The organism is Thioalkalivibrio paradoxus ARh 1 (assembly GCF_000227685.2).
Taxonomy (GTDB): domain Bacteria; phylum Pseudomonadota; class Gammaproteobacteria; order Ectothiorhodospirales; family Ectothiorhodospiraceae; genus Thioalkalivibrio; species Thioalkalivibrio paradoxus.
In genome coordinates, this window is sequence record NZ_CP007029.1 from 2,715,900 (window position 1) to 2,729,351 (window position 13,452).

General features: G+C 67.4%; 12 protein-coding genes. 4 read left to right on the plus strand and 8 right to left on the minus strand.

The genetic code is table 11. The features are described 5' to 3' along the window. Positions 1-43: 43 nt before the first annotated feature. The 5 genes from THITH_RS12195 to THITH_RS12215 all read right to left on the minus strand — a co-directional run bounded on the left by THITH_RS12195 (position 44) and on the right by THITH_RS12215 (position 7,148). On the minus strand, positions 44-2,707 hold the full coding sequence (locus THITH_RS12195; RefSeq protein ID WP_006748415.1) for a DUF2339 domain-containing protein: 2,664 nt from the start codon (positions 2,705-2,707) through the stop codon (positions 44-46). A 28-nt stretch (positions 2,708-2,735) separates the two neighbouring features. Then, positions 2,736-2,993 carry a DUF6489 family protein gene (locus THITH_RS12200; protein WP_006748416.1) on the minus strand — a complete coding sequence of 86 codons (258 nt, stop codon included), beginning with the start codon at positions 2,991-2,993 and terminating at the stop codon, positions 2,736-2,738. Between the two features lie 418 nt (positions 2,994-3,411). After that, positions 3,412-4,113 carry an FKBP-type peptidyl-prolyl cis-trans isomerase gene (locus THITH_RS12205; protein ID WP_006748417.1) on the minus strand — a complete coding sequence of 234 codons (702 nt, stop codon included), beginning with the start codon at positions 4,111-4,113 and terminating at the stop codon, positions 3,412-3,414. Positions 4,114-4,429: 316 nt separating this feature from the next. Continuing rightward, the gene (locus tag THITH_RS12210) at positions 4,430-5,752 is read right to left on the minus strand and encodes an MBL fold metallo-hydrolase (protein WP_006748418.1); all 1,323 of its coding nucleotides are present in this window, start codon (positions 5,750-5,752) and stop codon (positions 4,430-4,432) included. A gap of 121 nt (positions 5,753-5,873) precedes the next feature. Beyond that, a complete protein-coding gene (locus THITH_RS12215; protein WP_006748419.1) occupies positions 5,874-7,148 on the minus strand; it encodes an O-antigen ligase family protein in 1,275 nt (424 codons plus the stop codon). A gap of 248 nt (positions 7,149-7,396) precedes the next feature. On the opposite strand from THITH_RS12215, the gene THITH_RS12220 reads away from it, so the two are divergent. The 3 genes from THITH_RS12220 (at position 7,397) to THITH_RS12230 (ending at position 9,956) form a co-directional block, all read left to right on the plus strand. Continuing rightward, positions 7,397-8,059, plus strand: a complete 663-nt coding sequence (locus tag THITH_RS12220) for an O-methyltransferase (RefSeq protein ID WP_006748420.1) — start codon at positions 7,397-7,399, stop codon at positions 8,057-8,059. A 109-nt stretch (positions 8,060-8,168) separates the two neighbouring features. Then, positions 8,169-8,489, plus strand: a complete 321-nt coding sequence (gene hspQ / locus THITH_RS12225) for a heat shock protein HspQ (protein WP_006748421.1) — start codon at positions 8,169-8,171, stop codon at positions 8,487-8,489. Positions 8,490-8,765: 276 nt separating this feature from the next. After that, positions 8,766-9,956 carry a lytic murein transglycosylase gene (locus THITH_RS12230; protein WP_006748422.1) on the plus strand — a complete coding sequence of 397 codons (1,191 nt, stop codon included), beginning with the start codon at positions 8,766-8,768 and terminating at the stop codon, positions 9,954-9,956. Positions 9,957-10,035: 79 nt separating this feature from the next. On the opposite strand, the gene THITH_RS12235 is transcribed toward THITH_RS12230, so the two are convergent. Beyond that, the gene (locus THITH_RS12235) at positions 10,036-10,569 is read right to left on the minus strand and encodes a DsrE family protein (protein ID WP_006748423.1); all 534 of its coding nucleotides are present in this window, start codon (positions 10,567-10,569) and stop codon (positions 10,036-10,038) included. An 83-nt stretch (positions 10,570-10,652) separates the two neighbouring features. Between THITH_RS12235 and THITH_RS19360 the strand changes: the two genes are divergently transcribed. Then, complete coding sequence (locus tag THITH_RS19360) at positions 10,653-10,847, plus strand: hypothetical protein (protein ID WP_084222665.1); 195 nt, start codon at positions 10,653-10,655, stop codon at positions 10,845-10,847. A 59-nt stretch (positions 10,848-10,906) separates the two neighbouring features. Here the strand turns inward: THITH_RS19360 and THITH_RS12240 are convergent, their stop codons facing one another. Continuing rightward, on the minus strand, positions 10,907-12,073 hold the full coding sequence (locus THITH_RS12240) for a thioredoxin family protein (protein WP_006748424.1): 1,167 nt from the start codon (positions 12,071-12,073) through the stop codon (positions 10,907-10,909). A gap of 262 nt (positions 12,074-12,335) precedes the next feature. Next, a complete protein-coding gene (gene ald / locus THITH_RS12245; protein ID WP_006748425.1) occupies positions 12,336-13,451 on the minus strand; it encodes an alanine dehydrogenase in 1,116 nt (371 codons plus the stop codon). Position 13,452: the final 1 nt, after the last annotated feature.

Sequence of the window (13,452 nt, forward strand, 5' to 3'; positions counted from 1 at the left end):
TGCAAAGGCTTGCGGCCCCGCTGCCGTGTCGTAGCAGCAACGCCTATTCCGCGCTCGCCGGCCTTGCTACACCCTTCCGATCCAGGTACTGATGCACGAAGGCCAGCCCGAGTAGCGACAGCCCCAAGCCCATGAAGGACAGCGCGCGCAGCAGACCGGTCAGCCCGCCCATGTCGACGACGAAGATTTTCAGAACCACCGCCAGCAGCAGGACCATCCCGCCCCGATAGAGCGCCTTGCGGCGGCGCAGCGTGCCCACGAGCATGGCCGGCACCGCCATCGCGAGCCAGGCAACCGAATAGGTATAGAGTTCGCCGGCAAGAACCGCGTCGGCGAGATCGAGGCGCCCGTGCCAGAGATGCCGGATCTCCAGACTGACGAATACCCACAATGCCACGCCCGCCATCACCGCAAAGAACGGGCGCAGGTCCGGCTCGTAGTGCCGGGTCGCCAGCGCCCAGAGCACCACCGGCAGCCCATAGGCAACGAGCAGTAGATTGAGAACCGGCGTCGCCGAGATCGCCTCGGAACTGGCCGAGATCCACAGCGGATTCATCGCGGTCAGCAGCATCAGGTAGCTCGTCACCGCCAACAGCATCAGGATGCCCGCGGCATTGCGGTAGAGCAACGGGTACCGGGCACCGGCGGTGCTGCGCTGGTAATACAGCAGCGCGAGCGCGGCCCAGAGGCTCGTGTTCAGTGCCGCTTCCACGAAGTCGTAGCGGGCCGCGAAGACTGCGCCGTCGTAGAGCCAGTAGCGCATCGCGGTATGCAGGAACAGCACCAGCAGGTGCACCGAACCGGCCCGCAACCAGGCCTTCAACCGCTCGCCGTCCGCCGGTAGCAGGCTGGCGACCCAGACCAGCGCGAGGCTGCCGCCATAGGTCCACAAGGTCCAGTGACTGCCGGGACCGTAGTCGAGCAGCCAGGGGTTGAACGTCAATCGGAACAGAATCACCGCCAGCACCAGCTGCACCAACCAGTGCAGCTGCGGCACCCCGAAACGCCGGGTCAGCCAGGTCAGCGACAGCACCTGGATCGCCAATGCGAGTGTCAGCGTGGCCTGGTCGAAGACGATCACCGCCGCCAGCGAATAGGCCAGATGGCCCGCGGCGATCTGCCAGAAGGCGATGGCATCGGTCCGCCCCTCACGCAGGCGCTTACCGGCCAATCCACCCAGGGTTGCGCCGACGGCCAGGCTGACCGCACCCAGGATCCAATGGGACACGGCCCCGGGAACCAGCAGATGGGCCAGTGCCAAGGCCACCAGCGGCGCCAGAAACGCCAACGATGCCGCTGCCGTGGAGTCGCGGCGGACCGCCAGATGCCACGCGCCCGCGGCGCAGAACAGCACCCCCAGCAGCGCGAGCGACACCAGCACGCGACCCTGCTCGGCCGGATCGATCGCGACCAAGCTCCAAAGCGCAGGTGGCGGGGACCAGACCACCTGACTCGCGATCAACCCTGCCGCGATCGTGAGCAGCGCCAGCCACGGAAAGGCCCGCAGGGTCTGGTTGTAGCGGCTGGCGACCAGCAACAGCGCCGGCAGCGGCAGCCAGATCCACGGGCCGAGCGCCCAGTGCGGATCCAGCGCCATGCTGTAGGCCTGGGCGAGCAGCAATGCCAGCAGCCCCGCGCGCGTGTAGCCATGACCGGACTCGTCCCGCCTCCACCAGTCGCGCCACGATCCGCCAGCGGCGGCCGGCACCGGACGGGTCAGTCGGTAATTCCCCCAGCGCAGTGCCAGCAGCCCCCAGGCGACTGCCCCCAGGTATGCACCGAGCCAGAGTTCCGTGTGCCCGCCCGCGTGCAGCGCGACCCACCACCAGAACATCGCGCCGGTCAGCGTGCCCCACCAGAGCCAGTCACGATACACATAGCGTGTCAGCACCAGACCGGCCATGGTCACGATCAGGCTGTAGGCCAGCACCGGAAGCAACTGCTCCGCGTCACCCCCCAACAGGGCCGGCACCGCAAAGGCCCCGACGATTCCCAGCGCCGCGAGCATCGGTCCGTGCGGCAGTGCAAGGGCCATGGTTCCCAGCGACACCAGCGCCAGGAGTGCGAAGACTACGGCGGGCGGCCAGAGCTGATACAGGTGCAGCGCTGCGAGTATCGCCGCGTACAGTACCAGGCTCGCGCCTGCAGCCAGCGCCGCTACCGCATCGTAATGCCCCGCCAAACGCCGGCGCAGCCACTCGGCCAATGCATGCAGCCCCAGCCCGGTGAGGATCCCGAGCAACACGCGCGCGGTCGGGCCCAGGTAGCCCTGCTCGATCGAATAGCGGACCAGAAACACGCCGGCCAGGCCGACGCAAAGCCCCCCGAGCCAGACCATCCAGCTCGCGCGAATCCTTCTGACCAGACCTGCGATTCTGCCCGGACCGCGCCGCCGGCCGGTTGACACCGTCGCGGTCGTGGACGGGGGCGCCCCTGCCGGCAGCGCTTCGCGCGGCGCCGGGCCGCGGGCGGACATCGCCGAGGTTCCGGGCGAATCCACCGGCCCCGGATCCGGGATCGACCGCACCTCAGGTTCCGGTTCGGCATCGACCTCCGCTGCGGGTCTTAGCCGGCGCAGTTCCGCTTCCAGCCGTTCCACCCGCGCACGCAACCGCGGCAGTGCCAGGAAGCTGATCCAGCCGAGCACCGATCCTGCCAGCAGGCCCAGGAGCGCCAGCGTCGCCACCCACCCAAGCCATGCCGTCATCCATCATCTGCCTGTGGCAGGCACTGCTTCACTCGCGCCCGGAACCGGGTTCGCGGTCGCCTTTGGTCAATTGTGACCAGAAGAGCTTCTGCATCTGTTCCAAACCCTGCATCTGCGCGGGCAGCCAGGTCCTGAACAGCGTCTCGGCGTCCGTTGCCTTCAGGTTGGCCAGCATTCGCTGTTCGATCTCGCGCATGACCGCATCCTGCATGGGCTTGACCTCCGGCAGGCCGAGGAACTCGCGGGCTTCCTCGGGGGTGCAGTCGACGTCGATGGTGATCTTCACGCTGCATCCTCCACTTCGTATTTGCGCCGGCGCAGGCCACGCCGTGCCATCGCTACGTTAACTACCATGGTGCCAGCCATCACCCGCGACAATGAAACCGGCGTAGGGCGGAAAAGGCCGAAGGCCGTCATCCGCCATTCCCACGCCGGGGTTGCCGCGGGCGCGCAGGGGCGCTCCGGAACGCCGCACGGCGGATGACGTTGCGCTCTTCCGCCCTACACGTCGCCCCGAGAGAAGCCGTGCGGTTTCACGTTAACGGCCATTGCGCGCGGGCGCCACCACCGCCGGGTAGCGAACGACGCTGCGTTTCTCCGTCCTCCCGGTGGCCGCGACGGCTGCGGCGGGCCCGTTCACGTCCGCGACCGCCCGACGCCACAGGCACCCGCCCGGGCCCGTGCCGCCCCTTGTCGGCTGCGGGTCAGTCCAGCACTTCCAGCAACTCGACTTCGAAGATCAGTGTGGATCCAGGCGGAATCGCCGGGCTCGGGCTGCTGTCACCGTAGGCAAGTTCGGCGGGCAGGTAGAACTTGTACCGGTCGCCTTCGGACATCAGTTGCACGCCCTCGGTCCAGCCCGGGATCACGCTGCCGAGCGGAAACTCGGCGGGCTGCCCGCGTTCGACCGAGCTGTCGAACACCTCGCCATCGATCCGGGTGCCGTGGTAGTGGACGCGTACCGTGTCCTGCGCACTCGGCGATCGGCCCGTGTCGGTGGACGACAGGATCTCGTACTGCAGCCCGGATTCCGTGACCTCCACGCCGTCACGTTCTGCGTTCTCGGCCAGGAAGACCCGGCCCTCCTCGCGCGCGGACTCGGCCTGCTCACGCTCCACCTGGCGCTGCTGCGCCATCTGTCGCTCGCCGAGCACCTCGATCGCGGCATCGAGGCGTTCCTGGGACACCTCGCTCTCGGCACCCTCGAACCCGGCCCTGACGCCCGCCAGCAACGCGTCGACGTCGAGTTCCAGGCCCTCGGTCTGCGCCAGCAGGTTGGTGGCAAAGCCATAGCCCAGTCCGTAGGAGGCGATCTCCTCGTCGGTTTCGAGTGGACCGGCGGAACAGGCCGTGGTGGCCAGGATCAGCACGGCCGCGGCTGCCGTGAAGCGCGGGGTTGCTTTCATGCGTACTTTCCCTTGGTAGCTGCATTGATCGACGCGGCGCCACACGATGGCGTCCGCCGCTGATGGGCAAACCGGAAGATGGGCAGGCCAGGCACGCGCCCAGGGCCCGCCCCCGGACCGCGCAGTGTAACGACCGACCCACCGGGCGGCCACCCCGAAGACTGTGAGCCGGGCCGCATTTCCAGGCGCGTGCGCGTTGCGGAGCTGCGTGCATGATCCGCATCCGGCGCCTCCCCGCGAGGCTCGATCCGCTTGCCGCCTGTGCCCGGTATCTCCGTCCGTCCGCGGGCATCGCAGGCGTCGGGGGCAAGCGCGTTTAGAAGCCGAGTGCCTCGAACTCCATCTCCTGGAAGATCAACGCGGCGTTCCTGCGCGACAGTTCGTGGAACGTGTCCAGATGCGCGTAGGCAGACTGGTCGATCTGGTAGGCATCGTTCAGGTCACCGCCCGCATCGAGGATCTTCGCCACCTGTTCGCGCATGTACACGAGATAGTCGCGGGTGTAGCGGGTCACTTCCTCGTAGCCCTCGACCGGTCCACCATGACCGGGAATGATGATCTCCGCACCGAGGTCGACGAAGCGATCCCAGGTTTCGATCCACCCAGCGGTGTCGGTATCCTCGAATACCGGCAGCAGGCGTTCGTGGAAGGCGACATCACCCGAGATCACCACCTTCCTCTCCGGAAGCCACACCACGATGTCCCCGGGGCTGTGGGCCGGCCCGAGATTCAGGATTTCGATCGTCTCGCCCCCGAGGGTCAGCTCGAGGCGGTCGGTGAAGGTCTTGTCCGGCGTACCGAGGCGGGTGCGGAAGGCCTTGTCGCGGCTGCGCTGCCGCAGCTGTGCCAGCAATGCCGGCCCGTTCTCCTCGATCTCCCGTGCCGCGTCGACATGGGCGATGACCGGCACCCCCTGATCCTGCCAGTAGGTCATGCCCAGCATCGCATGGCCCTGCCCGTTTTCCAGTACCACGTATTTCACCGGCTGGTCGGTCAGCTCCCGGATCTCGTCGTGCAGGGACTTCGCCAGCAGATAGTTGTCGCCGGCGTTCACTACCAGCACACCACCGTCGGTAATCACGAACGACAGGTTGTTGTTGTGCCCGGAGTTTTCGTAGGTATGCGGTTGCGTCGCGCCGATCGCCGACCAGACCCCATCGGTCACCTTTTCCGGCCGGCTGTACAGAAACGAGTCGGGCGCCTTGTCGGCCACGTACAGCGGCAGACCGGCTTCCTTCCATTCGAAATAGCCGCCGGCGTAGTTGCGAACGTTGGCAAAGCCCATCTGCTGCAGCGTCTGGGCCGCCGGCGGACTGCGCAGGTTCTGGCCGCAGTACACGACGATCGGGGTATCGGGATCGAGCGCTTGCTGGCCGATCTGGAACTCCAGCCAGCCGCGGGGGATATTCAGCGTGCGATGCGACCGGATCATGCCGCCGGTCAGGGCCACCTCGGTCTGAGTGCGTACATCGATCACCACATGGCGGGGATCGTCGGCGATCAGCTCCTGCAACTCCTGGGTGTCGATGTCCGCCACCTCGGCAGCGGCTGCCGCCAGCAACGAGTCGGAGGTGAGTTCGCCAGCCTGCGCAAACGCAGACGCCAGCATCAGCAACGTTCCTGGAATCACCCGGTGCATCCTCGTCCCCTGTACGTGGTCTCGTGTATCTGCTCTGGACGCAGCTGCGTGCGCACACATTCCCGCGCGACGGTATCCGACCGCGATCATCGCGTCGGAGCGCGGGCTGAGCGGCAAGCTCTCAGCCCGGCCCGCGACCGGCCGATTCTTCCGGTGCGCCCGTGGTCGCCGTTCGACCGCTGCCGCGATGCACCAGCGACAGCGCCAGCAGTGCAGCGACGAGACTCCCGTAGAAGAACGCGATGTAGTCCTTCTTCAGTGGCACCTCGGTCATATTCAGGATCATGAACGCGGCGACGAACAGCAGACCAGCGAGCGCGAAGCCATCGGATCGATCACGTCGGTAACGCCACAGGAACAGCAGTGCCGGGAACACCAGGTACGCCAGGATTCCGACCAGCCCCAGGATGCCGGTCGATGCGAGCATCTCGAAGTAATGATTGTGCGCGTGCCCCCCGGTAATGGTGGCGATCCGGGCATGAACGACGCCGGTGTCGACGAGATCCCGGATCTGCGCTTCCCGCTCGGGCCTCGTCAGCCCCGTCAGCGGGTTTTCCAGGAACGCGCGGCTGGCCGCGATCCACAGCCCCAGCCGGTCACCGGAACTGATCGGGCTCTCGAGATCCCCGTCGGCGATGAAGCGCGCCTCTTCCACCGACTGGGCGGCACGTTCCTGGAGCGCCGGGATCGCGCTGTACGCAAGCCCGACGAACACCACGAACGCCAGCGCCCCAAAGCCGAGTGACCGCAACGACACGCGATCCCGGTTGAGCAACACCCACGCGGCCAGGAGCAGCGGGATCACGATCAGGGAGCCCCGCGTCGCGTTGACGGCCGCGATCAGGGTCATTGCGACGATCGCCAGCACCAGCCACGGCCGTTGCGCCGACCCGCGCGTCAGTCCGAGCGCAAGGAACAGCATCGCCACGTTCACGAACCCGAGGTCGATGAGCGCCAGGAAGTTGATCACCCGCGGATAGCCCAGCCAGAAGTACTGATACAGCGCCACCGCCAGTGCGCCAGCGGCACCCGCTGCAAGCCCCCACTCGAGCGCCGTACGCAGGCGCGCCGGATCCTGCAATGCATGACGAAGGACCAGGTACACCGGCACCGCAGCGGCCATCCCCAGCGGGCCCGCGGTGTAGTACGAGACGTTGGGTTCGCGGATCAGGTGGGGAACGCTGGTGAACAGGTAGCTCAACAGCGCCAGGACCACCGCAAGGTCCAGGCCGCCGAGTGCACGATCCCCCCGGTGGCGAAACAGGTAGACCATCGCGAACACGAGCAGGATCACAGCCCAGACGGTGGGCCTGATCGGAGTGCTGGTCACGGTAGCCAGCATCAGGAACAGCATTGCCGAAACCGTCATCAGGCCGGCCTGGGGGCTCAGGGTCATGTTGGATCGGCCGTCGATCGAGCAGGTAAGGCCGTCGTTCCTTGCTCGTGTTGGCGGGGACGCGCCGCGCATGGTACCCGACGCGGTGCCGGCAAGTCTCGCCGGACGGATCCTCGCACAACCGGCGCTGCCGTGGCTTTCGTGCGCCCGACGCCAACTCCGGTCGTCGCGCGTGATTGCCTGCAGGTTCGATGACAGGCGCCAGCCCTGCTACCCTCTGCGCCACGATCACCTATCCGGAGCGGCTGATGTCGAATCGCTCGATCGGCCTGAACGACGCTATCTACCAGTACCTGCTGCAGGTGTCGCTGCGGGAACATCCCGTGCTCGCGGCGCTGCGCGAACGCACCGCCGACCTTCCCGAAGCGCGTTTCCAGATCGCGCCGGAGCAGGGGCAGTTCATGGCCTGGCTGGCAGGCGCCGTCGGGGCTCGGCGGATCCTCGAGATCGGCACGTTCACGGGATACAGCGCGCTGACGATGGCGCTGGCGCTGCCCGACGACGGCGAGTTGGTCACCTGTGACGTCAGCAGCGAATGGACCGACATCGCACGGGAATACTGGGAACGGGCGGGGGTTGCCGCGCGGATCCGTCTGGAACTGCGCCCGGCACTGGAAACTCTGGAACGGCTGTGTGCGCAGGGCGAATCAGGGCGATTCGACCTGGCCTTCATCGACGCGGACAAGACCGCCTACGACGACTATTTCGAACGCTGCCTTGAACTCGTACGGCCCGGCGGCAGCGTGCTGATCGACAACACGCTGTGGTCTGGACAGGTTGCGGATCCCTCAGTGGAAGACCCCGCTACCGAGGCGATACGCGGGCTCAACCGGAAGCTGCATCGGGACGAGCGGATCGACCTGTCGCTGGTGCCGATCGGTGACGGCCTGACCCTGGCCCGCAAGCGATGACAACGCTGACGGCGCCGACCGCTGACCTGCCGCTCCCCGGCACAGCCGGAGCGGGTCGCGTGTACCTTGCAGGCACCGGGGTCATAGGATCGCAAAGGAGCGTAACCCGATGACAGCAGCTACGCGATTCAGCGTGGGCGAACTCGTTCACCATCGAAAATTCGGCTACCGCGGGGTGATCGTCGGCGTAGACCCGGTATTCGCCGGCACCGACGAATGGTACGAGGCCGTCGCCCGCAGCCGACCGCCCCGGGATCGGCCCTGGTATCACGTCCTGGTGGACGGCCAGGCCCATAGCACCTACGTCGCTGAGCGTCACCTCGAAGCCGATACCAGCGGCATGCAAGTCGATCATCCCGATCTGGGCCGGTATTTCGATCGCTTCGTCAACGGGCGCTATGGTCGCGGCGCAGGTTCCCGGCTCCATTGACCGCATGCTGGAGCGGGGTACCGGCCACCTGAAGGATGCCGAAAGGGCGCGGAGCACCATGCCAGGGACCGCCGGACGGCGAAGGCGGACGATCGGCTCGCGCCGCGACGGATCCCGATGGCGCGGGGCGGCCGATGTCGCGACGATCCAGTGCTCCGAAGACCGCAGCCCCGCCGCGAGGATCATGCGCGCCGGCAGCCATCGCGAATTGGTCTATCCTGTCTCCCGGTGTACCAACTGCCTTTCCGCCTTGGTTCAACTTCGGGTGCTTCCGCTATGATCAAAGTTCTGCCTGCTCTGACGCTGTCAGCGGCTCTGGCCCCGCTCGCGCTCGGCGCGACGACCGAATTCGAGGCCTGCCTCGGCGAAATCCGGGAACAGGCGGTCGACCAGGGCATCGACCCCGGAACCACGGATCAAGTGCTGGACCGGGTCGAACGTCTCGAGCGGGTCATCGAACTCGACCGGCGTCAACCCGAGTTCACGACCCCGTTCAGCGACTACCTGAACCGGCGAGTCACCACCCAGCGCATCGTGCAGGGCCGCGCACTGCTGCACGCGCACCGCGCGCTGCTCGACCGCGTCCATGCGGAAACCGGCGTGCCGCCCGCCTACCTCCTGGCCTTGTGGGCACTGGAGACCAACTACGGAAACCACTTCGGCAGCTTCTTCGTACCCAGCGCGCTGGCGACGCTGGCCTGCGACCCCCGCCGGGCGAGCTATTTCACCGGTGAACTGATCGCCGCCCTGCGGATCGTCGAGGAGGAGGCGATTCCGCTGGAGCGCATGCAGGGCTCCTGGGCCGGCGCGATGGGCCACGTGCAGTTCATGCCCTCGGTATTCCTGCAGTATGCGGTGGATGGCGACGGTGACGGCCGGCGCGATCTCTGGGGCAGCGTCCCGGACGCGATGATGTCCGCCGGCAACTTCCTGGCCGGGCTCGGCTGGGACGACGCCTATCGCTGGGGCCGCGAGGTGCTGCTGCCGCAGGATTTCGACTACGGTCAGGCAGGTCGCAGCCAGCGCCGCGCACTCGGCGAATGGCGCCGCCAGGGAGTGACCGACACCTCGGGGCAACCGGTGGCCGATCTGGACATCGACGCTGCCCTGCTGCTGCCTGCCGGGCACCGCGGGCCGGCGTTTCTGGTGTACGACAACTTCGACGTGATCATGGGCTGGAACCGCTCCGAATTCTTTGCCCTGACGGTGGGCCACCTGGCCGATCGGATCGCAGGCGGCGGCAGGCTGCACAACCCGCCACCCGCCGACGCGCCGAGAATGTCGCGCGAGCAGGTGATCGAGCTCCAGACTGCACTCAACGCAATGGGCTACGATAGCGGCGAGGTAGACGGCATCCTCGGACCGGCCACGCGCAATGCGATCCGCGCATACCAGCAGGCGGAAGGCATGATTCCAGACGGTTTCCCCGACCCCATCCTGCTGGCGCGCCTGGACATCGACGTCTGAGGACCCCTGCGGGTGCGCAGGAACGCCAATCGCGCCGAGCGATCCCGGGGCGGTGTGGATGCAGGAACCCCGCGGCCGCTCAGCGTATCTCGTCGAGCGGCACCCGGCGTTCCATCACCTGGGGGGTGATCAATGCGTAGCCCTGCTGCTGCCAGTGGGCCAGCTCGGTCATCGCCGACGGCGCCACCTCCACGAACGGCTGCAGGTCTTCGGGCGTGTAGCCGAAGTCATCCAGGGCCAGCCCGCATACCCGGAACTTGACCCCCAGGAGCGCGTAATAGCGCATGCGATCGACCGCCTGCTGGTACCGGGGCTCGTTATGCCTTGCAAGGGTCACGAGTTCGGTTCCGTGGATCAGCACCACGATGTCCATGAACTCCGGATCCATGTTGAACGGCCGATCCTGCAGTGGATTGATCAGCCCACGGATCCAATGGAGGGCGGGACCGATCTTGGCGGGGTGGTCGAAAAAGAAGTCGAACAGAACCCTGGGCTCCGCGTACTCCGGCTGAACCACCGATGCGCCTTCGCTTCCGGCCGCGGGCTGGGATACGCCAAGTGCCAGCAACAGCATCATCAGCGCGGGCAATCTGCGCAGGGGCCCTGACTCCATCACACACCTCCCATTGTTTCGGGGCCGGCGGTCCGGCGATACCCAAGAGACGGCCCGTCCTCCCCGCATCATCCAGGGTTAACGTGAAAGTCACGGCCTGTCTCGTGTCCCGGGCGACCCGTAGGGCGGAAAAGCGCAGCGTCATCCACCACATGGCGTTCGGATCGCCCCGCGCGGCCTGCGGCAACCCCGGCGTGGGAATGGCGGATGACGGCCCTTGGCCTCTTCCGCCCTACGCCTACGCCTCTTTCATCATCGGGGGTAGCCGCTGGCCATGACAGTTAGTGCCAGAACGTTGCGATTCTGCATGGCACCTCGCGCCCGAGGGACTGGCGAGTTACCCCTGACGGTCCCGCTGGGCACGCCAGCGCTGGTACTGCGGCCAGTCGCGGTAGGCCCCGCTGGAGACGTATTCCAGCCGCGCGAGAAAGCTCTCGAGCAGGTCCTGGCGGGTCGCGTCGGGCAACTGCCCGGAATGATCGATCAGCCAGGTGCTGTCCATGCGAAAGGCCTCTTCTCCCTCCTCGGCGAAGAACACAAGCCCCGGCCGGTGAGCCAGCGCGAGCTTCGCCGCCAGTTCGTCCGCAGTGCCGTGCCGACCATCGGGCAGCACCGCAACGCCGGGCCGGTCGGAGTTCAGCCGCAGCGTGTGGAAACCGTCCAGCACCTCCTGCACCGCCGGATGCGCCAGAATCTGCTCGCCCAGCCGCTGGCATTCCTCGCATCCGTCGCGCTCGAACAACACCAGCGACGGGCGCGGGTTGGCCGTGCGCTGCGCCGCGAGATCGGCCGGCGGCTGCTGGAAGCCGTCGAGGTGCGCGGCCAACGCCGGGGCACCCGCGACCGGATCCGCCGGCAGATCCTGCTCCTGCAGGCGCGCCGCGTAATCGCGCAAGGACTCCTGCTGCCAGGCGTCGGACTCGAGGTATCCCAGGATCAGGTGCATCCGCTCGGCATCGGCGAAGCCGACGTAGCGCAGCATGCGCTCGCCGGACGCATCCACGAACAGCAGCGTCGGCGTGAAGGTCGCCCGCTCGTGCTCGGACAGTTCGCGCGCTCGGTACATCTGGCCGTCGAGACCGACCATCTCCACGTCGCTGAAGACATCGACCGCGAGCACGTCGAACTGTCCGGACAGGCGCCGCACGATTTCGGGATCCTGGAACGTGCTGCGCGTCATCGCGACACAGTGCAGACAGGTCTCGGCGCTGAAGAACAGCGCGATGCCCCGCTTCCCGCGCGCGACCGCGTCGTCGAGATCGCCCGGCAGATCGTACAGGCTCGGCGCAAACCACTCCGGGTATTCCAGGCGTTCGCGGGCGTCGGACGCCGTCGCCAGCAGCAGCGCAACGAGCGCGAGCACGGCCAGTCCGGCAACACGCAGGGGCGTTCCCCAACAGTCGGCGACGCTGGGCCGACGCCCCGACGCGCGGGCCGATTCCACTCGGCCGTGCGTGGCCGAAACCGCGCCGGGGTTCCCCAGGGGCCAGCGAGCAGCATTCATGGCGAGACTCCGAAGTTGGACACCAACGCAAGGACGCTGGCGCGGCCCCCAGCATTCCGGACCGGCACGCGCCGCCTGCCGCAGCCGACACGGTGGGAAGCCGGGGCGTGCGCGTCAGCGCATGCGCCAGCCGGCGAGCGAAGCCCGCCCCTGCGCGCTGCCTTCCCAACACCGAGCGATGCCGGCAGCGCGGCGATCGCCGGCGACAGGGGCGGCACCGGGCCCGGCAGCGTCGGCTGCACGGGTTTCTTCGAACCAGTGCTCAGGCCAGCAGGGACGAGAGCGGCGTGAAGTCCATGCCATGCGCGTTGGCCACCGGGCGATGGGTGATGTGACCGTCGAGCACGTTCACACCGCGTGCCAGCGACGGGTCCTCCTGTACCGCCTGCCGCCAGCCGCGGTCTGCCAGCGCCAGCGTATGACGCAGCGTCGCATGGGTCAGCGCGAGCGTGGAGGTGTACGGCACCGCGCCGGGCATGTTCGTCACGGCGTAGTGCAGCACGTCTTCGGCCAGGAAGCTCGGTTCGTCGTGGCTCGTCGGACGGGAAGTCTCGACGCAACCGCCCTGATCGACCGAGACGTCGACCACCACCGCGCGCGGCTTCATCGCCGCGACCATTTCTCGGGTCACCAGTACCGGGGTTCGGGCGCCGGCCACCAGCACCGCGCCGATCACCAGGTCGGCCTCAGCCACCTGGCGCTCGAGATCGTGGCGGTTCGAATGCAGGGTACGCACCGTGTTTCCCCACAGCCGGTCGAGCTGACGCAGGCGGTCCAGGTCGATATCCATCACCGACACATTGGCGCCCATGCCGCGCGCGACATAGGCGGCATTGCACCCTACGCTGCCCGCACCCAGGATCAGCACGTTGGCCGGCGGCACACCCGGGACACCCCCCATCAACACGCCGCGACCGCCGTTGGGCCGCTGCAACAGTGCCGCGCCCACCTGTGCCGACATCCGCCCCGCGACCTCGGACATCGGCGCCAGCAGCGGCAACCGGCCATCGGGCAATTCGACGGTCTCGTAGGCGATGCACACCGCACCGGAGCGCAGCAGAGCCTCGGTCTGGGAACGGTCGGGGGCCAGGTGCAGGAAAGCGAACAGCACCTGGCCCGCACGCAACTGGGGCAGTTCCGAGGGCTGCAGTTCCTTCACCTTCACGATCAGATCGGCTGCAGCGAACACCTCCGCTGCACGGCTCACCAGGCGCGCACCCGCGCCCGCGTAGTCCTCGTCCGTGAACGACGAGCCCTCTCCAGCCCCCTGTTCGACCAGCACCGTGTGGCCGTGGACCACGAGTTCCGCGACCCCTGCGGGCGTCATCCCGACCCGGAACTCGTTGTTCTTGATCTCCCTCGGCACCCCGATGATCATG